20 protein-coding genes are annotated in these 22,148 nt (G+C 69.0%); 9 read left to right on the forward strand and 11 right to left on the reverse strand.

Features of this window, described 5'->3' with window-relative positions:
• Nucleotides 1–18 precede the first annotated feature (18 nt).
• A complete protein-coding gene (locus DMB80_RS20550; RefSeq protein ID WP_111511562.1) occupies nt 19–1,491 on the forward strand; it encodes an acetyl-coenzyme A carboxylase carboxyl transferase subunits beta/alpha in 1,473 nt (490 codons plus the stop codon).
• A 4-nt stretch (nt 1,492–1,495) separates the two neighbouring features.
• On the opposite strand, the gene DMB80_RS20555 is transcribed toward DMB80_RS20550, so the two are convergent.
• Genes DMB80_RS20555 through DMB80_RS20565 form a run of 3 tightly spaced genes read right to left on the reverse strand, consistent with a single transcriptional unit; the run spans nt 1,496 to nt 4,495 of the window.
• Nucleotides 1,496–1,756, reverse strand: a complete 261-nt coding sequence (locus DMB80_RS20555) for a hypothetical protein (protein WP_111511563.1) — start codon at nt 1,754–1,756, stop codon at nt 1,496–1,498.
• Between the two features lies 1 nt (nt 1,757).
• Nucleotides 1,758–3,767 carry a YhgE/Pip domain-containing protein gene (locus DMB80_RS20560; RefSeq protein ID WP_111511564.1) on the reverse strand — a complete coding sequence of 670 codons (2,010 nt, stop codon included), beginning with the start codon at nt 3,765–3,767 and terminating at the stop codon, nt 1,758–1,760.
• Nucleotides 3,767–4,495, reverse strand: a complete 729-nt coding sequence (locus tag DMB80_RS20565) for a P-loop NTPase family protein (RefSeq protein ID WP_111511565.1) — start codon at nt 4,493–4,495, stop codon at nt 3,767–3,769. Before DMB80_RS20565 ends, DMB80_RS20560 begins: the two co-directional genes overlap by 1 nt.
• A gap of 40 nt (nt 4,496–4,535) precedes the next feature.
• On the opposite strand from DMB80_RS20565, the gene DMB80_RS20570 reads away from it, so the two are divergent.
• Nucleotides 4,536–5,228 (forward strand): hypothetical protein, encoded by a 693-nt coding sequence (locus DMB80_RS20570; protein ID WP_111511566.1) that lies wholly within the window; start codon nt 4,536–4,538, stop codon nt 5,226–5,228.
• 32 nt (nt 5,229–5,260) lie between these two features.
• Nucleotides 5,261–6,136, forward strand: coding sequence for a crotonase/enoyl-CoA hydratase family protein (locus tag DMB80_RS20575; protein WP_111511589.1), 876 nt, complete (start codon nt 5,261–5,263; stop codon nt 6,134–6,136).
• Nucleotides 6,137–6,138: 2 nt separating this feature from the next.
• Here DMB80_RS20575 and DMB80_RS20580 read toward each other — a convergent pair whose 3' ends face one another.
• Nucleotides 6,139–6,585, reverse strand: coding sequence for a hypothetical protein (locus DMB80_RS20580; protein WP_048423950.1), 447 nt, complete (start codon nt 6,583–6,585; stop codon nt 6,139–6,141).
• Nucleotides 6,586–6,617: 32 nt separating this feature from the next.
• Here DMB80_RS20580 and DMB80_RS20585 point away from each other — a divergent pair, with 32 nt between their 5' ends.
• Entirely contained in the window at nt 6,618–7,721 is a 1,104-nt protein-coding gene (locus DMB80_RS20585; RefSeq protein ID WP_111511567.1) for an epoxide hydrolase family protein, read from the forward strand.
• On the opposite strand, the gene DMB80_RS20590 is transcribed toward DMB80_RS20585, so the two are convergent.
• Complete coding sequence (locus DMB80_RS20590; RefSeq protein WP_111511568.1) at nt 7,718–9,334, reverse strand: AMP-binding protein; 1,617 nt, start codon at nt 9,332–9,334, stop codon at nt 7,718–7,720. The genes DMB80_RS20585 and DMB80_RS20590 overlap by 4 nt on opposite strands.
• Complete coding sequence (locus DMB80_RS20595; protein WP_111511569.1) at nt 9,331–11,022, reverse strand: AMP-binding protein; 1,692 nt, start codon at nt 11,020–11,022, stop codon at nt 9,331–9,333. Before DMB80_RS20595 ends, DMB80_RS20590 begins: the two co-directional genes overlap by 4 nt.
• A gap of 57 nt (nt 11,023–11,079) precedes the next feature.
• Here DMB80_RS20595 and DMB80_RS20600 point away from each other — a divergent pair, with 57 nt between their 5' ends.
• Nucleotides 11,080–11,892: a helix-turn-helix transcriptional regulator gene (locus DMB80_RS20600; protein ID WP_111511570.1), complete on the forward strand. Its 813-nt coding sequence runs from the start codon at nt 11,080–11,082 to the stop codon at nt 11,890–11,892.
• Between the two features lie 76 nt (nt 11,893–11,968).
• On the opposite strand, the gene DMB80_RS20605 is transcribed toward DMB80_RS20600, so the two are convergent.
• The 3 genes from DMB80_RS20605 to DMB80_RS20615 form a co-directional block, all read right to left on the reverse strand.
• Nucleotides 11,969–13,792: an ABC transporter ATP-binding protein gene (locus DMB80_RS20605; RefSeq protein WP_111511590.1), complete on the reverse strand. Its 1,824-nt coding sequence runs from the start codon at nt 13,790–13,792 to the stop codon at nt 11,969–11,971.
• A gap of 124 nt (nt 13,793–13,916) precedes the next feature.
• Nucleotides 13,917–15,788, reverse strand: coding sequence for an ABC transporter ATP-binding protein (locus DMB80_RS20610; protein WP_111511571.1), 1,872 nt, complete (start codon nt 15,786–15,788; stop codon nt 13,917–13,919).
• Nucleotides 15,781–17,739: an ABC transporter ATP-binding protein gene (locus DMB80_RS20615; protein ID WP_111511591.1), complete on the reverse strand. Its 1,959-nt coding sequence runs from the start codon at nt 17,737–17,739 to the stop codon at nt 15,781–15,783. The genes DMB80_RS20610 and DMB80_RS20615 overlap by 8 nt, the downstream gene beginning before the upstream one ends.
• Nucleotides 17,740–17,840: 101 nt before the next feature.
• On the opposite strand from DMB80_RS20615, the gene DMB80_RS20620 reads away from it, so the two are divergent.
• From DMB80_RS20620 to DMB80_RS20630, 3 genes are read left to right on the forward strand one after another with little or no spacing between them, the layout of a single operon-like run.
• Entirely contained in the window at nt 17,841–18,587 is a 747-nt protein-coding gene (locus DMB80_RS20620; protein ID WP_240431303.1) for a potassium channel family protein, read from the forward strand.
• 40 nt (nt 18,588–18,627) lie between these two features.
• Nucleotides 18,628–19,338, forward strand: coding sequence for a two-component system response regulator PrrA (gene prrA, locus DMB80_RS20625; RefSeq protein ID WP_172835673.1), 711 nt, complete (start codon nt 18,628–18,630; stop codon nt 19,336–19,338).
• Nucleotides 19,339–19,351: 13 nt separating this feature from the next.
• Nucleotides 19,352–20,692, forward strand: a complete 1,341-nt coding sequence (locus DMB80_RS20630; protein WP_048423941.1) for a sensor histidine kinase — start codon at nt 19,352–19,354, stop codon at nt 20,690–20,692.
• A 40-nt stretch (nt 20,693–20,732) separates the two neighbouring features.
• Here DMB80_RS20630 and DMB80_RS20635 read toward each other — a convergent pair whose 3' ends face one another.
• Together DMB80_RS20635 and DMB80_RS20640 are read right to left on the reverse strand one after the other, a co-directional pair.
• The gene (locus DMB80_RS20635) at nt 20,733–21,095 is read right to left on the reverse strand and encodes an FKBP-type peptidyl-prolyl cis-trans isomerase (protein ID WP_111511573.1); all 363 of its coding nucleotides are present in this window, start codon (nt 21,093–21,095) and stop codon (nt 20,733–20,735) included.
• A gap of 9 nt (nt 21,096–21,104) precedes the next feature.
• On the reverse strand, nt 21,105–21,854 hold the full coding sequence (locus DMB80_RS20640) for an SDR family oxidoreductase (protein ID WP_111511592.1): 750 nt from the start codon (nt 21,852–21,854) through the stop codon (nt 21,105–21,107).
• Nucleotides 21,855–21,897: 43 nt separating this feature from the next.
• On the opposite strand from DMB80_RS20640, the gene DMB80_RS20645 reads away from it, so the two are divergent.
• Nucleotides 21,898–22,146: a DUF2630 family protein gene (locus tag DMB80_RS20645; RefSeq protein WP_111511574.1), complete on the forward strand. Its 249-nt coding sequence runs from the start codon at nt 21,898–21,900 to the stop codon at nt 22,144–22,146.
• Nucleotides 22,147–22,148: the final 2 nt, after the last annotated feature.

Genomic DNA, 22,148 nt, shown 5'->3' on the forward strand with positions numbered 1-22,148 from the left:
GCCTATTAGCCTCGAGCTGTGAGCCGGATCCGCGCCCTCGAGCTGCGCGACGCCGTTCTCGACGAGGAATCGTTCGTGAGCTGGGACTCCGCGCCCCTGCAGGTGCCGATGTCGGACACCTATCGTCATGAATTGAGCACTGCCAGCGCGGCCACCGGGCTCGACGAGTCGGTGCTCACCGGCGAGGGCCGGGTGATGGGCCGCCGGGTCGCGCTCATCGTGTGCGAGTTCGAGTTCCTCGCCGGTTCCATCGGGGTGGCCGCCGCGGAACGCATCGTCGCGGCGGTGCACCGGGCCACCGCCGAGCGGCTGCCGCTGCTGGCTTCCCCCAGTTCGGGTGGCACCCGCATGCAGGAGGGCACCGTGGCCTTCCTGCAGATGGTCAAGATCACCGCCGCCGTACAGCAGCACAAGCAGGCCCATCTGCCCTACCTGGTGTATCTGCGGCACCCGACGACGGGTGGCGTGTTCGCGTCGTGGGGCTCCCTCGGCCACGTCACCGCGGCCGAACCGGGCGCGCTGATCGGGTTCCTCGGCCCACGGGTCTACGAGCACCTGTACGGCGAACCGTTTCCGGCCGGGGTGCAGACCGCGGAGAACCTCCGGCGCCACGGCGTCATCGACGCCGTCGTGCCGCTCGATGTCCTGCGCGCGACCATCGACCGCACGCTGACCGTGGTGTCCGATCCGCCGGGCACAGCGCCACCCGCTCCCCCGTCCGAGCCGCTGCCCGACGTGCCCGCCTGGGACTCGGTGGAGATCTCCCGGCGGCCGGATCGGCCCGGAGTCGGCGCTCTGCTGCGCCACGGCTCCACGGAGCGGGTCCTGCTGTCGGGCACCGGGCAGGGCGAGGGAGCGACGACGCTGCTGGCGCTGGCCCGCTTCGGCGGCCAGCCCGCCGTCGTGCTCGGTCAGCAGCATGTCGTTGGTGGCGTGGTGGGCCCAGTCGCGCTGCGTGAGGCGCGGCGCGGCATGGCGCTCGCGGCCGGTCTGCAGCTGCCGCTGGTGCTCGTCATCGACACGGCAGGACCCGCGCTGTCGGTGGAGGCCGAGGAGGACGGCCTGGCCGGGGAGATCGCGCGCTGCCTCGCCGATCTGGTCATGCTGGACACCCCGACCGTGTCGATCCTGCTGGGGCAGGGCAGCGGCGGCCCCGCCCTGGCGATGGCGCCGGCCGACCGCGTGATCGCCGCGCTGCACGGCTGGCTCGCGCCGCTCCCGCCCGAGGGGGCCAGCGCGATCGTCTACCGCGACGTCGACCACGCCCCCGAATTGGCTGCGGCACAGGGAATACGCTCCGCCGACCTGTTGCGCAGCGGCATCGTCGACGCGATCGTCCCCGAACATCCCGACGCCGCCGACGAACCCCGCGCCTTCATCGGCCGCCTGTCGGACACCATCGCCGCGGAGCTGCACTCCTTGCGGGCAGTGCCCGCCCTCGAGCGGCTGGAAGCCCGCATCGCGCGGTACAGCCGCATCGGCCTGCCCTGACTTCTCACACGACGAGCGTGAGTGCGCCGAGCACCACCTGCAGCGCCAGCCCGCCGAGTGCGAGCCATGCGGCAGGACGCGTCCTGGCCACCTGCCAGACCGCCCCGGCGAGGGTGAGCATCAGCACGGCGAAGCCGCCGTAGCGCAGCACGGGGCCAGCACCGTGGGAATGGAACATGGCTGCGCGCCAACAGAATCCCTGCAGGAGCAGCAGCACCACCGCGCCGGCGAAATCCTTCAGCCGTCGATCGTCGTCACGGCTCACCTCACACCTCGATCGGCGGATGCAACCGCTCCATCGTGTACTGCCTGTTGCGCCGCGCCGCCCACGAGCTGGCCGCCAGCGACGCCAGCAGCACCGCCGAGAGGACCGCGATCGCCGTCCACAACCGAGCATCCACCCCGCCGACGATCAGCTGGCGTAACCCGTTGACCGCGTAGGTCATCGGGTCGAAGGGGTGCAGGATCTGGAAGGGTTTCGCGGTGGTCTCGACCGGATAGATCCCGCCCGCCGACACCAGCTGCAGCATCAGGAACGCCAGGGTCGCGACGCGGCCGACCGCGACGCCGAGCACCGCGTTGAACGCCTGGATCAACGCCAGGAAGGCGCCGGCGACCAATGCGAGGAACGCGACCGTGGCCAGCGGGTAGGTGGCGTGGAGTCCGACCCCGAAGTGCACGACCACATACATCACCACCACCTGGCAGACGACGATCAGCAAGCCGGGCCAGTACGATGCCAGCACCACCCGCAGAGCGCCCAGACCGTTCACGATGGGCCGGGACTGCAATGGCGTCAACAACATCCACACGATCAGCGCACCGATGAACAGTGCCAGCGGCAGGAAGAACGGCGCGAAACCGGTGCCGAACGTCGGGGCGGGATGGGTGTTGCGCAGCTCGAGTTCGGTCGGAGCGGCCAGCGTGCGCGCGACCTCGGTGCGCTGTTGGGGGTTCCACGCCGGGATCTGCTCCGCGCCCTGACGCAGGCGGGTCGCCAACTCCTGACCGCCGGTGCGCAGCTGCGCCGTGCCATCGGCGAGTTGATGCGCGCCCGAAGACAATTGATTGCCGCCGGCGGCCAGCTGACCGAGTCCGGCGTCGAGACGCCGCGCACCGGAATCCAATTGGTGCACGCCGTCGCGCAGCTGCGCGACGTCGGCGCGCAGACCGCCGTTCAGTGCACGCGTCAGGAATGTCCGCAACCGGCTGTTGGGGTCGCCCAGTTCCCCCTCCAGCGTGGCGGCGCTGTCGCGCAGCCGGACGAGCCCGTCGTCGGTGGTGGGATCGATGCCCTGGGCGCGCAGCAGCCGCTGCGCGCCGGCGAGGGCCTGCCCGGCGTCGCGCACCGCCGGATCGGGATTGTTCTGCAGGAACCCGACGGCCTGGTCGACGATCGCGGCCGCCTGCGCACTGGTGACGTTCAGCGCGGCGATCCGGTCCGTCGTCGACCGAACCGCACCGGACAGATGCTGCGCGGCGCCGGCGACCTCGTCGGGGTTCAGGCCCAACGCGCCCACGCGGTCGAGCACATCCAGCAGCGGTGCCGTCGCGGTGTCGACGGCTCCACTCAGACGCCGGGTGCCCGCGGCCAACTGTGTCGATCCCGCCTGCGCCGTGCGCAGACCCGACGTCAACGTGTCCGCGCCGCCGGCGAGGCGATGGGCGCCGTCGTCGGCCGTGACCAGACCATCCGCCAGCTGTTCGGCCCCACCGGCCGCCTGATCCAGACCCGTGCCGGCGGCGGCCAGCCCGTTCACGACGGTGCCGATACCGCGTTCGCCGATCTTCGCGTTGACCTGGTTGAGGATCTCGCGCGAGGCATTCTGTCCGATGACCGTGCCGAGGTAATTGTTGGCGTCGTTGAACGTGAACTGCAGCGGGGCCTGCGCCGGACGGGGTCCCGATGGCGAGCCCACCAGCTCGGAGAAGTTCTCCGGCAACGTGATCGAGAAGTAGAAGCGGCCGTCGGCGACCCCGTCGGCCGCCTCCTGCGCAGACACCTCGGTCAGGTCCAGCTGACCGGAGTCGAGCAGCGCCCGCGCGACCTCGTCGCCGGCACGCACCTGCGCGCCCTGCACCTGCGCGCCGCGGTCGGCGTTGACCAACGCGACGGGCACCTTGCCGACTTCGGCGAACGGATTCCAGAACGCCCACAGATACATCGCGCCGTAGAGCAGCGGCAGCACGATGATCGTGACGAGTGCGATCCGCGGCATCAGCCCGTGCGTGTACCGCTTGAGATCCGTGCCCAGTGACAAACCGGCCAGCACCACTAGATCCCACCTTTCGGATGTGCCGCCAGCTCGGCACGGGAGACGTTGGCCACCGGGACCTCCCGGAGGCCGGGGCGCGCGGCCACCCCGTTGACGCTCGCGGTCAGCACCGTCTGCGCCCGGCCCAGATCGACCAGGCGATCCACCAGCAGATCGCGCTGCCGGTCGCTGGTGACCTGTTCGAGATTGCCGACGACGAGCAGTTCGGGGCGGCGTGTGTTGGCCAGAGCGATGCGCAGCAACAGACCGTCGAGTTCGGTGAGCTCCTCGACGAACTCCGAGCGCGGCGGCAGCGGCAGCTCCCCGAACACGGGCCCGCACACGCGCACCAGGTCGTCATCGTCGGCGCGGCCAATGAGCTTGTACCACGGCGCATCCCAGCGCAGTTGCTCGGTGATGAGATCCCCCACGGTGACCGACTCGGCCACGGTGTCCAGTTCGTCGATGCCGGCCAGAGCGGCGACGGCGAAGATGTCGCGGGCCGACGTCCGTCCGAACACCGTCAGGGAGCCCGATGTCGGACGCATCCGCCCGGCGAGCGTCATCGACAGCGCGGTGCGTCCCGACCCCGCGGGGCACACCATGACCGTCACCCCGCCGGCGGTGACGTCGAGATCCACGGGGCCGTACACCGGCCCCCACGGGCCCCGCAGGGTGAGCCCGCGGGCGATGACCGCGAGCTCGGGAGCGCGATCTTCGGCACCGGGATCCGGGGACACATCCGACATCGGCCAATCCCACCACATCGGCCGGTGGCATTCTGGGCATGTGGAGGCGCTGTTGCAGTTCGCCGGCAACTACTGGTGGCTGGTCTTTCCGCTCGGCGGGGTGATCGGCGGGGCTGCGCGCGGAATCTCGGCCGCCAACGAGCGCCGCGCCCAACGGCGGCTCGAGCGGTACCGGATCAAGCAGGAGACGAAAGTCGCGCTCGCCAGGGAGAAGGCCGCCGGACAGTCCACCGGGGAGAACCGGCGCCGCGAGCTGAGCAAGGTCCTCGAGCGTCACGACGCCACCGACGCGCGGTGGCTCTCCTACGAGATGGATGTCGCCAAACTGCTGGACTTCCCCGTCATGACCGACATGCGCGAACCGCTGACCCTGGCATTCCACAGGGCGAAGAGCCGGGCGGACCTCCTGCGGCCCGCGCACCCCGACGAGATCCTCGGCGACCGTGACGCCGTGGCCGCGTATCGCGACGCGGTCGGCGACTACGTCGCCGCGTTCGATGCCGCCGAGGCCGAAGCGACCCGACGGCGGCGCAGCGACTTCTCCGCCGACGACCAGGACCGCCTGGCCCGCGCCCAGCACCTGCTGCGGTTGGCCGCCGACGACGCCGCCACTCCGCAGGAACGCCAAAACGCCTATGGCCGTGCGCAGAAGGAGCTGGCCGGACTGCTCGTCCTGCCGGTCGCCACCCGCGCGGCGATCGAGCGAAAGTTGCTCGGCGAACTCGAAGCATGAGTCCGCCACGGGCGGTCGGTAGCCTCACCGACGTGGACTACGAAACGCTCCAGTGCACCGTCGACGCCGACGGGGTCGCTCTCCTGACGCTCTCGCGGCCCGAGCAGCTCAACGCCTTCTCCGTGACGATGGCCCGGGAACTGGAGCAGTTCTTCGCCGTCGACGCTTACGACGACGCGATCCGCGCCGTCGTCGTCACCGGCGCCGGCCGCGCGTTCTGTGCAGGAATGGACCTCTCCGCCGACGGCAACGTGTTCGGTCTCGACGAGGGTCTGGCGCCCACCCCCGAACAGATGCGGGCCGACTACGCGAGCGAGCCGCTGCACAGCGGCATCCGCGACACCGGCGGCCGCGTCACCCTCGCGATCCATGCGCTCCCCAAGCCCGTCATCGCGGCGATCAACGGCGCCGCGGTCGGCATCGGCGCGACCATGACGTTGGCCATGGACATCCGGCTCGCGTCGGAGAACGCCCGCATCGGATTCGTCTTCGGCCGTCTGGGCATCGTGCCCGAGGCCTGTTCGTCATGGTTCCTGCCCCGGCTGGTCGGCATCCAGCAGGCGCTGGACTGGGTGTACTCGGCCGACATCCTCACCGCCGAGGACGCGCTGCGTGGCCGGCTGCTGCGCTCGGTGCACCCGGCGGATTCGCTGGTCACCGATGCGGTCGCGCTGGCCCGCAGCTACGTGTCCGGGCGTTCGCCTGTGGCGCTGGCGCTGGCCAAGCAGCTGCTCTACCGCAACGGCGCCGCGGAATCACCGCTGCACGCCCACCTCAGTGACTCGCTGGCGATGTTCTACACCTCCATCGGCGACGGCAAGGAAGGCGTCGCGGCGTTCCGGGAGAAGCGATCACCGAACTTCACCGGCAGCGCCACCGAGTTGCCGCGGATCTTCCCCGAGGACTGAACTCAGGCCAGTGCCAGGGCGGTGAGCATGGCGCCGGAGGTGACGAGCAGCAGCGGCACGCGCAGCAGGTTGCGGCGCGTCCAGCGCACCGCCGCGGCCTCGTCGACGTCGGCGGGGTCGGTGCGTTCGAACTCCGCGGCGCGCGGGATGAGGTCGAACAGCGCCCACAGCCGCATCGCGGCGTGGCTGACCAGCGCCACCAGCAGGGCGGTCCCGATCGCGGAGTCACCCCAGGTCACGATCAGGGTGAGGATGAGCAGCACCTCGAACACCACGGGGGCGGGCAGCCAGAACCGGACGCGGGCGATGCCGCCGTTGCGCGACTGGATCAGTCCAGGGCGCCGCGGCCAGTACGGATCGACGACGAGCACTTCGTAGAGCGCAGCGCCCAGGCAGATGCAGGCCGCCAACGTGGTCGCAGCGAGCAGGATGAGCGTCGGGGTGGACACGAGATCCGATTATCCCGGTGTCAGGATGAGTCATGCCCGCCGTCACGCCGTTCCGCATCGACATCGCCGACTCCGACCTCGCCGACCTCCACGAACGGCTGCGCCGCACCCGCTGGCCCGAACAGGAATGCGTGCAGGACTGGAGCCAGGGTTTGCCGCTGGCCTATGCGCGGGAGCTGGCCGACTACTGGCGCGACGAATACGACTGGCGGACAAGGGAAGCCTTGTTGAATCGGTTCGACCAGTTCACCACCGAGATCGACGGTCTGCAGATCCATTTCATCCACCAGCGCAGTGGCCGCGATGATGCGTTCCCGCTGCTGATCACCCACGGCTGGCCGGGATCGATCGTCGAGTTCACCAAGGTGATCGAACCGCTGACCGCCGCAGGGTTCGACGTGGTGTGCCCGTCACTTCCCGGCTACGGCTTCTCGGGTAAACCCACCTCGACCGGCTGGGGCGTCGAGCGGATCGCGACCGCGTGGGACGAGCTGATGGTCCGCCTCGGCTACCAGCGCTACGGCGCCCAGGGCGGCGACTGGGGGTCTGCGGTCACCACGCAGATCGGCCGCAACAAGGGCCACTGCGTGGCGATCCACACCAACATGCCGATCGGGCGACCACCCAAAGACTCCAGCGATATCACCCCGGAGGAGCGCGAGGTCCTCGAGGCGTATGCCGATCACCAACAGTGGGGCACCGGTTATTCCAAGCAGCAGTCGACGCGACCGCAGACGCTGGGCTACGGGCTCACGGACTCGCCCGTCGGTCAGATGGCTTGGATCGTCGAGAAGTTCTGGGCCTGGACCGATTCCGACGGGCACCCGGAGAACGTGCTGACCAAAGACGAGATGCTCGACAACGTGATGCTCTACTGGCTGACGGCCAGCGCGGCGTCGTCAGCCCGGCTCTACTGGGAGAGCTTCGGTAGGTTCGGCAGCCCAGGCCGGGTCGACTTGCCCACGGGCGCCGCATCATTCCCTAAAGAGATCCTGCGCGCGTCACGCCGCTGGTGCGAGGAGACCTACAACATCACCCGGTGGACCACGATGCCACGCGGCGGCCACTTCGCCGCGTTCGAGCAGCCCGAACTGTTCACCGACGACGTCGTCGCCTTCTTCTCCGAGTTCCGCTAGAGGCCGAGGATCTCGACGCTGCGCTCACGCATCTCGACCTTGCGCACCTTGCCGGTGACGGTCATCGGGAACTCGTCGACGATGTGTACGTAACGTGGAATCTTGTAGTGCGCCAGAGCCTCCGACGCGAACGCGCGGAGCTCGGCCGCGTCGAGCGCGGGCCGGCCGGGTCGCATCCGGATCCAGGCGCAGATCTCCTCGCCGTATCTCGCGTCCGGTACACCGACGACCTGCACGTCTTCGATGTCGGGATGCGTGTACAGGAACTCCTCGATCTCGCGCGGGTAGATGTTCTCACCGCCACGGATCACCATGTCCTTGATGCGGCCGACGATCGTGCAGTAACCGTCCTCGCGCATCACCGCGAGATCGCCGGTGTGCATCCAGCCATCGGAATCGATGGCCTGCGCCGTCTTGTCGTCGTCGTCCCAGTAGCCGAGCATCACCGAATAGCCGCGCGTGCAGAACTCGCCGGGCTCACCGCGCTCGACGGTCTCGCCGGTGTCGGGGTCGACGACCTTGATCTCGACGTGCGGATGCGCACGCCCTATCGTGGCCGTGCGCCGCTCGAGGTCGTCGTCGACGAGTGTCTGGCACGACACCGGCGATGTCTCGGTCATGCCGTAGGCGATCGCCACCTCCGACATCGACATGTCCTCGATGCAGCGCTTCATCACCTCCACCGGGCACACCGAACCCGCCATGATTCCGGTGCGCAGCTCGGACAGGTCGTACCGCGCGAAGTCCGGGTGGTTCTGCATCGCGATGAACATCGTCGGGACACCGTAGACCCCCGTACAGCGTTCCTGTTCAACAGCTTTCAACGTCAACTCGGGATCGAACCCCGGCGCGGGAATCACCATGGTGGTGCCGTGGCTCGTGCAGCCGAGGTTCCCCATCACCATGCCGAAGCAGTGGTAGAACGGCACCGGGATGCAGAGCCGGTCCGTGGGACCGAGCCCGATGAGTTCGGTGGTGAAGTAGCCGTTATTGAGGATGTTGCGATGCGACAGCGTCGCCCCCTTGGGGAAACCCGTTGTGCCCGAGGTGTACTGGATGTTGATCGGGTCTCGGTTGTCGAGAGCGGCACCGCGGGCGGCGAGCTCGTCGGCGCCCACCGCGGACGCCCCGGCGCGCAGCGCGTCCCAGTCGGGGGTGCCGATGAACACCACATCGGTCAGCACCGGCGCTTCGGCGCGAACCTTATCGACCATCGACACGTAGTCCGACGACTTGAACGACGTGGCCGCGATCAGCAGCCGCGTTCCGGACTGGTTGAGCACGTAGGCAAGTTCGTGCGTGCGGTAGGCGGGGTTGATGTTGACCAGGATCGCGCCCACCTTGGCGCAGGCGTACTGCGCGATGGTCCACTGCGCACAGTTCGGCGCCCAGATCCCGACGCGGTCGCCCGTGGCGATACCCCTCGCCATCAGACCGCGCGCGACGACGTCGACCTCGGCGTTGAACTCGGCGTAGGTGAACCGCAGACCCTGCGCGACGTCGACGAGCGCCTCGACGTCACCGTGGCGGGCCGCGGTGCGCTCCAGGTTCGCACCGATGGTCTCCTCGAGGATCGGCGTGCCGGTGGGCCCGGCGTCGTAGCTCTCGGTCACGGCAACAGATCCTCGTATCGGTGTTCGGTCTCGATGGGCGCACCCGCGGCATACGCCTCCTCCTCGCGGCGGCGCAGGTCGACGCGGCGGATCTTGCCCGAGATCGTCTTCGGCAGCTCGGCGAATTCGACGCGGCGCACCTTCAGGTACGGCGCCAGGTGCTCACGACTGTATTGCATGATCTGCCTGGCTGTTTCGGCATCGGCAGACCATCCTTCTGCCAGCGCCACGTACGCCTTCGGCACGGCGAGCCGGGTGTCGTCGGGGGCGGGCACGACAGCCGCCTCGACGACGGCCGGATGCTCGATGAGCACGCTCTCCAGCTCGAACGGTGACACCTTGTAGTCCGACGACTTGAACACGTCGTCGGTACGGCCGATGTAGGTGATGTAGCCGTCCGCGTCGCGGCTGGCCACGTCCCCGGTGTGGTAGTAGCCGTCGCGCATCACGTGCGTGTTGCGCTTCTCGTCGTCCAGATATCCGGTCATCAGGTTCAGCGGGGCCGCCCCCAGATCGAGGCAGATCTCGCCTTCCTCGGCCCGCGCCCCGGTCAGCGGATCGACCAGGACGACCGGCACCCCCGGCATCGGACGGCCCATCGAGCCGGCCTTCACGGGTTGGCCGGGGGTGTTGCCGACCTGCAGCGTCGTCTCGGTCTGGCCGAACCCGTCGCGGATCGTCAGGCCCCACGCCGTGTCCACCCGGGCGATCACGTCGGGGTTCAGTGGTTCGCCCGCGCCGAGGATCTCTCGCAGCCCCTCGGGTCTGGCACCCAGCTCGGCCTGAATCAGCATGCGCCACACGGTCGGTGGCGCGCAGAACGTGTTGACGCGAGCGCGGCGCAGCTGGTGCAGCAACGCCGCGGCATCGAAGCGGGCGTAGTTGTAGACGAAGATCGTCGCCTCGGCGATCCACGGCGCGAAGAAGCAACTCCAGGCATGTTTGGCCCACCCGGGCGAACTGATCGCCAAGTGCACATCGCCGGGCCGCACGCCGAGCCACGCCATCGTCGACAGATGCCCGACTGCGTAGCTCACCTGCGAATGCTCGACGAGCTTCGGCCGGCTGGTGGTGCCCGAGGTGAAGTAGACGAGGCTCGTGTCCCCGACCTCGGTGCACGCGGTGAACGGCTGAGCGGGCACGGAGTAGGCGTCGGTGTAGGTGTGCCATCCGGTGACGGGTTCGCCGACGACCACCCGCATGGACCCGCCCTCGACCGCATCGAACTTGGCCGTGTCCGCGGTGTTCGCGATGACGGCGCGGGCGCCGCCGCGGCCGATGCGATCGGCGAGATCGGCGGGGCCCAGCGCGCTCGTCGTCGGCATGATGACGGCGCCGAGCTTGGCGATCGCGAGCATCGACTCCCACAGCTCGAGCTGGTTGCCCAGCATCAGGATGACCCGGTCGCCCTTGCCGACGCCGAGGCCCTGCAGCCACGTCGCCACCTGATCGGAGCGCGCCGCCATGTCGGCGAACGTGATCTTCTGTTCGCTGCCGTCCTCTTCGACGATCCACAGCGCGATGTCCTGAGGGCGCCCACGGGCGATGACGTCGAACCAGTCGGTGGCCCAGTTGAATTGACCGGTGATGCGGGGCCACGCGAACGTCTCGACGGCCGTGGCGTAGTCACCGATCGTCTCGACGAGGTGGTCACGTGCCGCGCGATACCGATCGGTGTTCGTGGTCATGGCCACTAGGATCTATGTCACACCTGACCGACCGCTACCCCCGAAAGAGGGGAATCCGTGCCATCGCTGACGAGGCCTCGCGACGCCGACGTGCTGCGCGCCGAGCTGCGAAGAGTAGCCACCGAGGGCCGGGTGCCGGTGCTGTTCGGTGGCGAGGTACAGGGCGACGTACTGCGGCTCAGCGAGTTCGTGGGAACGAGAACTTCCTTGCTGCGGGGCCTGGTCGTGCGTGCGAGTTCCGGCCTCGGCGGCGCGAGCATGGTCGCCGGCCGGCCGCTGTCAGTCGCCGATTACCGCAGCGCTGCGACCATCACCCACGACTACGACACTCCCGTGTTGTCCGAGGGCATCAAGTCCGTGCTCGCCGTGCCGGTCATCGTCGAAGGCGTCCCCCGCGTGATGCTCTACGGCGCCTACAGGTCAGGAGCGCCGGTCGGCGGCCGCGCCGCGGACCTGATGGTCTCAGCGGCTCGCCGGATCGGCGACGAACTCCGCATCCGCGACGAGGTCGACCGTCGACTGTCGATGCACGAGACCGCAACCTCGCTGGGAGCGACGTCGGAGCGGGTCCGCGAGGTGCATGCCGAACTGCGTCGGCTCGCGAGTGTCGCGCCCTCTCTGCAGGACGAATTGACGCGGCTGGCCGAGCGGTTGGTCGGCGGCGAGGACGCCACAGTGCGCCTCACTGCCCGCGAGCTCGACGTCCTCACACAGGTCGCTCTCGGTTGCTCGAACGCCGTTGCTGCAGAGCGCCTCTCCCTGAAGACCGAGACCGTGAAGAGTTATCTGCGCAGTGCCGCGGCCAAGCTGGGTGCCCATACCAGGCACGAGGCGGTCTCGAAGGCGCGCCGGGCAGGCCTCCTGCCCTGACCGAGTGCTCGAGACTGCGGGCAGATCGCATTTCCGGCGCCGATTGCGATCTCCCCGCAGTTTCGGCGCCGAAGAGTTACGCCAGCGACTGCACCCAGGACCGATGCAGCGCCGCGTAGTGCCCGTCGTCGCGGGCGGTCAGCTCCTCCGGCGACCCGTCCTCGACGATCTGACCGTGCTCCAGCACGAGCACACGGTCGGCGATCTGCACGGTCGAGAGCCGGTGGGCGATCACGATCGCCGTCCGCTCGGCGAGCACCGTCTCCAACGCCCGCTGCACCATCCGCTCGCTCGGGATGTCCAGCGACGACGTGGCCTCGTCGAGGATCAGCACCGCCGGATCGGCCAGGAACGCCCGCGCGAACGCGACCAGCTGGCGCTGCCCCGCCGACAACCGGCCGCCCCGCTTGGCGACATCGGTCTCGTACCCCTCGGGCAGCGCGGAGATGAACCCATCGGCGCCGACCGCCGCGGCCGCCGCCCGCACCTCCTCATCGGTGGCACCGGGCTTGCCGAACCGGATGTTGTCGGCGACCGTGCCGCCGAACATGAAGTTCTCCTGCGTCACCATCACCACGTGGCGGCGCAGATCGCTCTGCCGCAGATCACGCAGGTCGACACCATCCAGTGACACGCTGCCCGCCACCGGATCGTAGAACCGGGTGACCAGTTTGGCGATCGTCGTCTTGCCCGCGCCGGTGGTGCCGACCAGGGCGACGGTCTGGCCCGCCGGAACCACCAGGTTCAGCTGCGGCAGCACGGGCCTGTTCGACACGTAGGAGAACCGGACGTCGCGGAACTCGATGTCTCCGCGCACCGAGTCAAGTGCGACGGGATCGGCCGGGTCGCTGATACCCGGCTTCTCGGCGAGCACACCGGCCAGCTTCTCCAGAGCCGACGACGCGGATTGGAACGTGTTGAAGAACTGCGAGATCTCCTGCATCGGCTCGAAGAACATCCGCAGGTAGAGCAGGAACGCGGCCAGCGTGCCGATCGTCATCTCGCCGTGCAGCACCCGGTACCCGCCATAGATCAGGACGAGGCCGGTGGTGATGTTGCCGACGAACTTCACGCCCGGCATGAAGATCGCGAGCAGCTTGAACGTCTTCTCGTTGATCACCCGGTAGCGATCGGCGACGTCCTCGAAGATCTCCTGGTTGCGCGGCTCCCGGCGGTACGCCTGCACCGCCTTGATGCCCGTCATGGTCTCGACGAACTGGACGATCACCAGCGCCGAGATCTCGCGCACCTCCCGGTAGATGCGTGACGATTCGCGGTGGAACCACGCGACCAGCATCACCAGGATCGGGAACGCCGCCAGGCACATCAGCCCGAGCTCGGCGTCCAGCGTGATCAGCAGCACGGCGGTGCCGACGAGCGTCAGCACCGCGGTGATCAGGCTGTCGAAGCCCGTCTCCAGCATGTCCTGGATAGCCTCGACGTCGTTGGTGGACCGGCTGACGACCCGGCCCGAGGTGTAGCGGTCGTGGAACGCGATGTCGAGCCGGCCGAAATGCCGGAACACCCGGCGCCGCAGTTCCCGCAGTACGCGCTGACCGACGCGGCCGGAGCGGCGCAGGAAGAACATGCGCGCACTCGCCTGGACGACGACGACGGCGCACAGGATGCCGACGATCGTCATCAGCGTGGCGGCCGAGCCACCCGCCAGCAGCGGGGGGATGCCGTCGTCGATGCCCTTCTGCACCAGGATCGGAACCGACAGGCGCGCAGCGTTTTCCACCACGACGACGACAGCCAGCGCGGCCACCGTCCACTTGTAGGGGCGCAGCAGCGAGCCCAATAGCGCGCGGGCTTCGCGGCGCCGGGGCACCGATTCGTCGATGGGCAGATCGTCGTGTTCGTCGAAGCGACCGCGCCACTCCGGGGTCACACTCGCCACGGTCGTCGGCTCCTCGCGCAATCGCTCGTCATAGTCGTCGGTTCCTCGCGCAAGCGCTCGTCATAGTCGTCGGTTCCTCGCGCAAGCGCTCGTCATAGTCGTCGGTTCCTCGCGCAAGCGCTCGTCACGGGCGCCCCTCCAGGATCTCGTGGTCCAACCGTGCCCGCTCAGCACGCTCCGCCCAGTCGACCTCGTGTTCGCAGCCGTCGTCGAGTTCGTCGTCGGCGGCCAGCAGGTAGCGGTACGCCGGGACGTTCGCCAGCAGCTCGGCATGGGTGCCCACGTGGGTGATGGTGCCGTTCTGCAGTAGTGCCACCCGATCTGCGAGCAGCACCGTCGAGGCGCGGTGGGCCACCACCACGCCGGTGACGGCGTGCAAGACCCGGCGCAGCGCCTCTTCGACGACGGCCTCGGTGTGCACGTCGAGGGCGCTCAACGTGTCGTCGAGCGCCAGGATCCGCGGTGCCGCCAGAATGGCCCGCGCGAGCGAAAGACGTTGCCGCTGACCGCCCGACAGGCTCATCCCCTGCTCGCCGATGCGGGTGTCCAGGCCATAGGGCAGGTCGTAGACGAACTGCGCGGCGGCCACCTCGACCGCCTGGCGCACCTCGTCGTCGGTCGCGTCCGGCTTGCCCAGCTTCAGGTTCTCGGCCACCGACATCGAGAACAACGTCGGATCCTCGAACGCCGTGGCCACCGACTGTCGCAGCGCCTCCAGGCTCAGCTCGCGGATGTCCTGGGCGTCGATGCGGATCTCGCCCTCGGTGACGTCGTAGAGCCGGGACAGCAGACCCACCAGCACCGACTTGCCCGATCCGGTCGCGCCGACAAGGGCGAGGGTCTCCCCCGGCTCCACGGTCACGTTCACGTGGCGCAGCGCCCATTCCTCGGAGTCAGGGAACCGGAAGCCGACGTCGACGAGTTCGAGCCGACCCCCGCGCGGGGCCTGATCGCGCGGGCCGTCGGCGATCTCCCGTGGCGCGTCGAAGATCTCCGCGATGCGGTTGGCCGCAGTGAAGGACTCCTGCGTCATCGACAACAGGAACCCCAGCGACGCGATCGGCCAGACGAGCGACAGCATCATCGTGATGAACGCGACCAACGTGCCCATCGTCACGTAGCCGTGGCCGGCAGCGTAGGCGCCGAAGCCGAGCACCAGGATCAGCGTCAGGTTCGGGATGATCTCCAGCAGCGTCCAGAACTTCGCCGACACCGTCACCCGGCGCACCTGCGTCTCGTACAGGCCGGCCAGTTGTTCGTCGAAGCGGTCGTAGACGTAGTCCTCCCGGCCGAAGGATTTGACCACGCGCAACCCGAGCGCGGCCTCCTCCACGTGCGTCGCGACATGGCCCGCCTGATCCTGGGCCTGCCGCGACAGCCGCGTGTACTCCTGCTGGAAGTGCAGCACCGTCAGCGTGATCGGCACGATCGACACCAGCACCACCACACCCAGCGGCCAGTACATCGCGAGCAGGATCGCGGTGACGATGGTGATCTGCAGGATGTTGAGGATCAGGAATGTCAGCCCGAACGACATGAACCGCCGAATAGAGCTCAGGTCGTTCATGATTCGCGACAACAGCTGACCGGACTGCCAGCGGCCGTGGAAGGACATCGGCAGGATCTGCAGCCGCGCGTAGAGGTCTTTGCGGATGTCTGCCTCGACGCCCATCGTCGCGCGCGCCACCAGCCACCGTCGGATGAACCACAGCGCCGCCTCGGCGATCCCGAGGCCCATCGCTGCCGCGCCCAGCGTCCACAGCCCCTGCTGGTCCTGATGTCGCACCGGTCCGTCGATCACCGCCTTGGTCATCAGCGGAATCCCGACCGTGGCACCCAGGCTCGCGAAGGCCACCGTGAACATCAGGATCCAGCGGCCGCGGTACGGGAGCAGGTACGGCAGCATCCGCCACAGGTCCGAGCTGGGCCTCACCCGCCGGGGCTGCGGCGCGATCGCGGGCGCTGCGCGCAGCGCAGAAGTTCCGGAGTCAGCCACTCACAACATCTTCCCACTGCGAGCAAGTGGTTAACCCATCTAGCGAATGCGACCGGTGGCACGGCAGATGAGCATGTGCGCCCGACGGCGCCCCGAACTGCGTGCGGTACAGCTCGGCGTAGCGGCCACCCCGCGCGAGAAGCTCCGGGTGCGTGCCGCGTTCGGAGATGCGGCCGTCCTCGACGACGAGAATCACGTCGGCCGCCCGAATCGTCGACAGGCGATGCGCGATCACCAGAGACGTGCGGCCGGCCAGCGCCTCCGCCAGCGCCTGCTGCACCTTGGCCTCCGATTCGGAGTCCAGCGATGCAGTCGCCTCGTCGAGCACCACCACGCGGGGCGCGGCCAGCAGCAGACGCGCGATGGTCAGCCGCTGCCGTTGCCCACCGGAGAGCCGGTAGCCGCGCTCCCCGACGATCGTGTCCAGACCGTCGGGCATGTCGGCGACCACCGTGTCGAGTCGGGCCCGGCGCAGGGCCTCCCAGATCTCGGCGTCGGTGGCATCCGGCGCCGCGAGCGCGACGTTGGCGCGGATCGACTCGTGGAACAGGTGCCCGTCCTGGGTGACCATGCCCACGGTGTCCTTCAGCGACGCGAATGTGGCGTCGCGGACATCGACTCCGTTGAGGCGGATGGCCCCGGACGACACGTCGTAGAGCCGGGCGAGCAGCGACGCCGTCGTCGACTTCCCGGCCCCCGACGAACCGACGAGCGCGATCATCTGACCGGGCCGGGCCGTGAACGAGATGCCGTGCAGGACTTCGTCGCCACCACGGTCGTCCAGCTCGCTGACGTCTTCCAGCGAGGCCAGCGACACGGTGTCGGCAGCGGGATAGCCGAACCGGACATCGTCGAACTCGACGGTGACCGGGCCGTCGGGGATCGCCACCGCATCGGGGCGCTCCTGGATCAACGGCACCAGGTCGAGCACCTCGAAGACCCGCTCGAAGCTGACCAGTGCGGTCGCGATCTCCACGCGGGCGTTGGCGAGCGCGGTCAGCGGCGCGTAGAGCCGGGTGAGCAGCAGGGCCAGCGACACGATCGCCCCGGCCTGCAGATGGCCACCCAGCGCGAGCGCGCCGCCCAGGCCGTACACCAGCGCCAGCGCCAGCGCCGACATCAGCGTCAGCGAGTTCATGAACGTCGACTGCAGCATCGCGGTACGCACCCCGATGTCGCGCACCCGGCCCGCCCGCAGCCCGAACTCGCGCGACTCGGCGTCCGCGTCGCCGAACAGCTTGATCAGCGTGGCGCCCGGCGCGGAGAACCGCTCGGTCATCTGGGTGTTCATCGTCGCGTTGTGTCCGGCGGACTCGCGTGACAGCTTCGCCATCGCCGCGCCGATGCGGCGGGCCGGAAGCAGGAACAACGGCATCAGTGCCAGCGACACCAGGGTCACCTGCCAGGAGATGCTGATCATCACGGCCAGCGTCAACGTCAGCGTGACGATGTTGGAGACCACGCCGGACAACGTGTCGGAGAACGCGCGCTGCGCCCCCATCACGTCGTTGCCCAGGCGGCTCACCAGCGCACCGGTGCGTGTCCGGGTGAAGAACGCCACGGGCATGCGCTGCACATGGTCGAACACCGCGGTGCGCAGATCCAGGATCAGACCCTCGCCGATCGTGGATGACAGCCAGCGAGTCAGCAACGACATCGCCGTCTCGGCGAGCGCCACGCCGGCGATCACCAGGGCCAGCACCACGACCGTGGCGACGGTGCCGCCTCGCGTGATCTCGTCGACCACGCGGCCCGCAAGCAACGGCGTCGCCACGGTCAGCACCGCACCGAGCACGCTGACCAGCAGGAACCACCCGAGCATGCGATGATGCCGGGCGGCGAACCGCCAGATGCGCGCCATCAGCCGGCGATCTGCCAACGAATGCAGATCACCGCCCCGGGCGTGCGTCTGCCGGTACAGCGACTGCCGGGCAACCGTTTCCAAGCTCATCTCATCACCGTAGAACCTCAACAATGGGTGAGGTCAAAGACTTCCCAGGCGGTCGCACTACCGTCAGAACCGTCGCGACACGATTTCGAGGAGTACACGGCGTGGAGACCAAGTTGCAGGCCTGGGAGCGCCGCGCCGAGTGGCCGCTCGCGATCGCCGCACTACTGTTCCTGGCCGCCTACAGCGTCGAAGTGCTCGCGCTCCCCGCCGGGGCCGCCGCCGTGGCAGTCCACGTCGTCAGCGTCGTCACGTGGGCGATGTTCGTCGTCGACTACGCCGTGCGCCTGTACCTCGCCGAACACCGCTGGCGGTGGTTCTGGCGGCATCTGTTCGACCTCGCGATCGTGGCGCTGCCGATCCTGCGCCACCTGCGGCTACTGCGGCTGGTCACGCTCATCACGGTGCTCAACCGCGCCGTTGGTCACGCCATCCGCGGCCGCGTCGCGATGTACACCGTCGGCGGCGCGGTGCTTCTGATCTACGTGTCCTCGCTGGCCGTGCTGCAGGCCGAGAGGCACTACCCGAACGCCCACATCACCCACTTCGGCGAAGCGCTGTGGTGGGCGATGACGACGATCACGACCGTCGGCTACGGCGACCTGACCCCGGTCAGCCCCACCGGACGGGTGATCGCGGTGCTGCTGATGATCGGCGGCATCAGCCTGCTCGGCTCGATCACCGCGACGTTGGCGTCGTGGCTCGTCCAGCGGGTGGCCGACGAGGACACCGCGGCGCAGATGGTGACGACCGCGCACATCGACACCCTGGTCCAGGAGATCGCCCAGCTGCGCGAGGAGGTGGCCCGGCTGGGTGACCCGGCGGCCACGCGCGACCGCCCCGACGGGTAACGGGCCAGGTTCCCGCAGCTTGGACCCGACGTCAGGCAAGATTGCGGGCATGGACAGTCCAGTGGGTTCGCCCCGAGTGCTCGTGGTCGACGACGATCCCGACGTGCTGGCCTCGCTGGAGCGCGGCCTGCGGCTGTCCGGCTTCGACGTGTTCACCGCCGTCGACGGCGCCGAGGCGCTGCGCAGCGCCACCGAGACGCGGCCGGACGCGATCGTGCTCGACATCAACATGCCGGTGCTCGACGGCGTGTCCGTGGTGACCGCGCTGCGCGCGATGGACAACGACGTGCCCGTCTGCGTGCTGTCGGCGCGCTCCTCCGTCGACGACCGGGTCGCCGGCCTGGAGGCCGGCGCCGACGACTACCTGGTCAAGCCGTTCGTGCTCGCCGAGCTGGTGGCGCGGGTCAAGGCGCTGCTGCGCCGGCGCGGATCGACGGCGACGTTCTCCTCGGAGACCATCGCGGTGGGTCCGCTCGAGGTCGACATCCCCGGCCGGCGCGCCCGCGTCGACGGCGTCGACGTCGACCTGACCAAGCGCGAATTCGACCTGCTCGCCGTGCTCGCCGAACACAAGACCGCGGTGCTGTCACGCGCCCAGCTCCTCGAGCTGGTGTGGGGCTACGACTTCGCCGCCGACACCAACGTCGTCGACGTGTTCATCGGCTACCTGCGCCGCAAGCTCGAAGCCAACGGCGCGCCCCGCCTGCTGCACACCGTGCGCGGCGTCGGGTTCGTCCTGCGACAGCAGTAGTCGTGATCCGCTCATGATCGTGGTGTCGCGGATTTTCCGCCGCACGCCGTCGCTGCGCACCCGCGTCGCGTTCGCCACCGCGATCGCCGCGGCCATCGTGGTCGGGATCGTCGGCGCCGTCGTCTGGGTCGGCATCACCCAGGACCGCAAGGAGCGCCTCGACCGGCGCCTCGACGAAGCCGCGGGCTTCGCGATCCCGTTCCTGCCGCGCGGCCTCGACGAGATCCCGCCCTCCCCCAACGACCAGGACGCCGTCATCACCGTCCGGCGTGCCGACGGCCAGGTGACCTCGAACTCCGTCGTGCTGCCCGAACTGCCACCCGGCTACGCCGACACCACGGTCGACGGAGTGCGCTACCGGGTGCGCACCGTCGAGCTGTCCGCGCCCGAGCCGATGTCGGTCGCCGTCGGCGCCACCTACGACGCGACGATCAACGACACCAACAACCTGCATCGCCGGGTGCTGATCATCTGCACGTTGGCGGTGGGCGCGGCGACCTTCGGCGGATGGCTGCTGGCGGCGTTCGCGGTGCGCCCGTTCAAGCGGCTGGCGCAGCAGACCCGCCAGATCGAGGCGGGTGACGAAGCACCCGACATCGACATCCGGGGCGCCACCGAAGCCGTCGAGATCGCCGACGCCATCAAGGGTCTGGTCGGCCGCGTGTGGGAGGAGCAGGGCCGCACCAAGGCGGCGTTGGCCTCGGCCCGCGACTTCGCGTCGGTCTCGGCCCACGAGCTGCGCACCCCGCTGACCGCGATGCGCACCAACCTCGAAGTGCTCGCGACGCTCGACCTCGGCGAGGAGCAACGCAAGGAGGTCGTCGGCGACGTCATCCGCACCCAGACCCGGATCGAGGCGACCTTGGGCGCACTGGAGCGGCTGGCGCAGGGAGAGCTGTCCACCGAGGACGACCATGTGCCCGTCGACATCACCGAACTTCTCGACCGCGCCGCGCACGACGCGATGCGCGTCTACCCCGATCTGGAGGTGTCGCTGGTGCCGGCGCCGACGGTGATCATCGTCGGATTGCCCGCCGGCCTGCGGCTGGCTGTCGACAACGCGATCGCCAACGCGGTCAAACACGGCGGCGCGACACGGGTGCAACTGTCCGCGGTCAGCTCACGCGCCGGTGTGGAGATCGCGATCGACGACGACGGCGTCGGCGTGCCAGAGGAGGAGCGCACGGTGGTGTTCGAGCGGTTCTCCCGGGGCTCGACGGCGTCGCACTCCGGCTCGGGTCTGGGGCTGGCGTTGGTGGCGCAGCAGGCCGAATTACACGGCGGGACAGCGGCATTGCAGGCCAGCCCGCTGGGCGGTGCGCGCCTGCTGCTGCGGCTGCCCGGGCCGCGCTAGCTCTTAGCGAGCGCCGAGCAGGTCGATGATGACAATGACGTCATCGGGTAGCCAGAAGGTCGATGACAAAGATCAAAGTCTTGCCCGACAGGCGGTGTCCGCCGCCGGCCGGACCGTAGGCCTGCTCCGGCGGGATGGTCAGCTTGCGCCGGCCGCCGACCTTCATCCCCGGAATGCCGTCCTGCCAGCCCTGGATCAACCCGCGCAACGGGAACTCGATGGACTCACCGCGGTTCCAGGAGCTGTCGAACTCCTCGCCGGTGTCGTACTCGACGCCGAGATAGTGCACCTCGACGTTGGCGCCCGGGACCGCTTCGGGGCCGTCGCCGACGACGATGTCTTCGATCACCAACTCGGTGGGTGCGGGGCCGTCGGGGAATTCGATCTCGGGTTTGGTCGCCATGCGCTCAGCCTAGACCGGCGCCTCGCCCGGCGACCGGACCTCCTCGGGCTGCAACCACTCGGTGGGCCGCAGCAGCACCACCTCGGGAAGGATGCACGCCGCCGACAGGCGCGTCGTCATCCGCACGACCTCGGCGACGTCGCGCGGCGTGATCATCGTCGAGGCCTCGATGGAGTCGCGGTAGACGTCGGCCATCGCCGTGTCCACCAGACCCGGGCAGATCGCGGTGGCCTTGATGCCCGAGGTCGCGAGCTCGTCGTGCAGCGATTCGGTGAACCCCACGACGGCGGCCTTGGTCGCCGAGTAGGACGACAGCGTGGCCTCCCCGCGCTTGCCCGCATTCGACGCCGTGTTCACGATTTGAGCCCAACCGTGTTGCCGCACAGCTTCTCTGAGTAGTGGCTGACATTTCGCGGTCAGCAGCACGACGGCGCGGATGTTGACGGCCAGCTGCGCGTCGAGGAACTCCGCGGTGATGTCGGCGACCGCCCGGTTCCCGGCGATCCCCGCGTTGTTCACCAGCAGGTCCAGCGCCCCGTACCGGTCGGCGTGGAACGCGACCACCTCGTCGAGAAACGACTCCTCGGCCAGCGAGCCGGCGATCGTGTGGACCGCCGATCCGCCGATGGACGTGGCGACCGCAGCCAGCTTGGCCGGATCTCGGCCGACCAGGGTCAACGCGAAACCCTCCTCGTGCAGGGCTGCCGCGATCGCCGCTCCGATACCGCCGGACGCCCCGGTCACCAGGGCACTACGCATGGTCACCGGTTCATTAGATCGCGCCGAGGGGCAGACTGTAGGCGTGGCCAACGACGAAGACATCCTCGCCCAGGTGAACCAGCTCGTCGCGGAGGAGAAAGACCTCCGCGCCAAGCTGCAGCATCACGAGATCGACGAGTCCGAAGAGCACCAGCGGTTGCGCGCCGTGGAGGTCAAGCTCGACCAGTGCTGGGATCTGCTGCGCCAGCGCCGGGCGCTGCGCGAGACCGGTGGTGACCCGACCGCCGCGCAGGTGCGTCCGGCGGACGAGGTCGAGGGCTACCTGAACTGAGC

This window comes from Mycobacterium kyogaense (assembly GCF_003254575.1).
Classification (GTDB): domain Bacteria; phylum Actinomycetota; class Actinomycetes; order Mycobacteriales; family Mycobacteriaceae; genus Mycobacterium; species Mycobacterium kyogaense.

What these genes read in the sequence shown, in the direction of transcription:
- DMB80_RS20565 (WP_111511565.1), bottom strand. Translation starts at nt 4,495, where the DNA reads ATGTCGGATGTGTCCCCGGATCCCGGTGCCGAAGATCGCGCTCCCGAG.
- DMB80_RS20635 (WP_111511573.1), bottom strand. Translation starts at nt 21,095, where the DNA reads ATGGCGACCAAACCCGAGATCGAATTCCCCGACGGCCCCGCACCCACC.
- DMB80_RS20615 (WP_111511591.1), bottom strand. Translation starts at nt 17,739, where the DNA reads ATGAGCTTGGAAACGGTTGCCCGGCAGTCGCTGTACCGGCAGACGCAC.
- DMB80_RS20640 (WP_111511592.1), bottom strand. Translation starts at nt 21,854, where the DNA reads ATGCGTAGTGCCCTGGTGACCGGGGCGTCCGGCGGTATCGGAGCGGCG.
- DMB80_RS20595 (WP_111511569.1), bottom strand. Translation starts at nt 11,022, where the DNA reads ATGACCACGAACACCGATCGGTATCGCGCGGCACGTGACCACCTCGTC.
- DMB80_RS20630 (WP_048423941.1), top strand. Translation starts at nt 19,352, where the DNA reads ATGATCGTGGTGTCGCGGATTTTCCGCCGCACGCCGTCGCTGCGCACC.
- DMB80_RS20585 (WP_111511567.1), top strand. Translation starts at nt 6,618, where the DNA reads ATGCCCGCCGTCACGCCGTTCCGCATCGACATCGCCGACTCCGACCTC.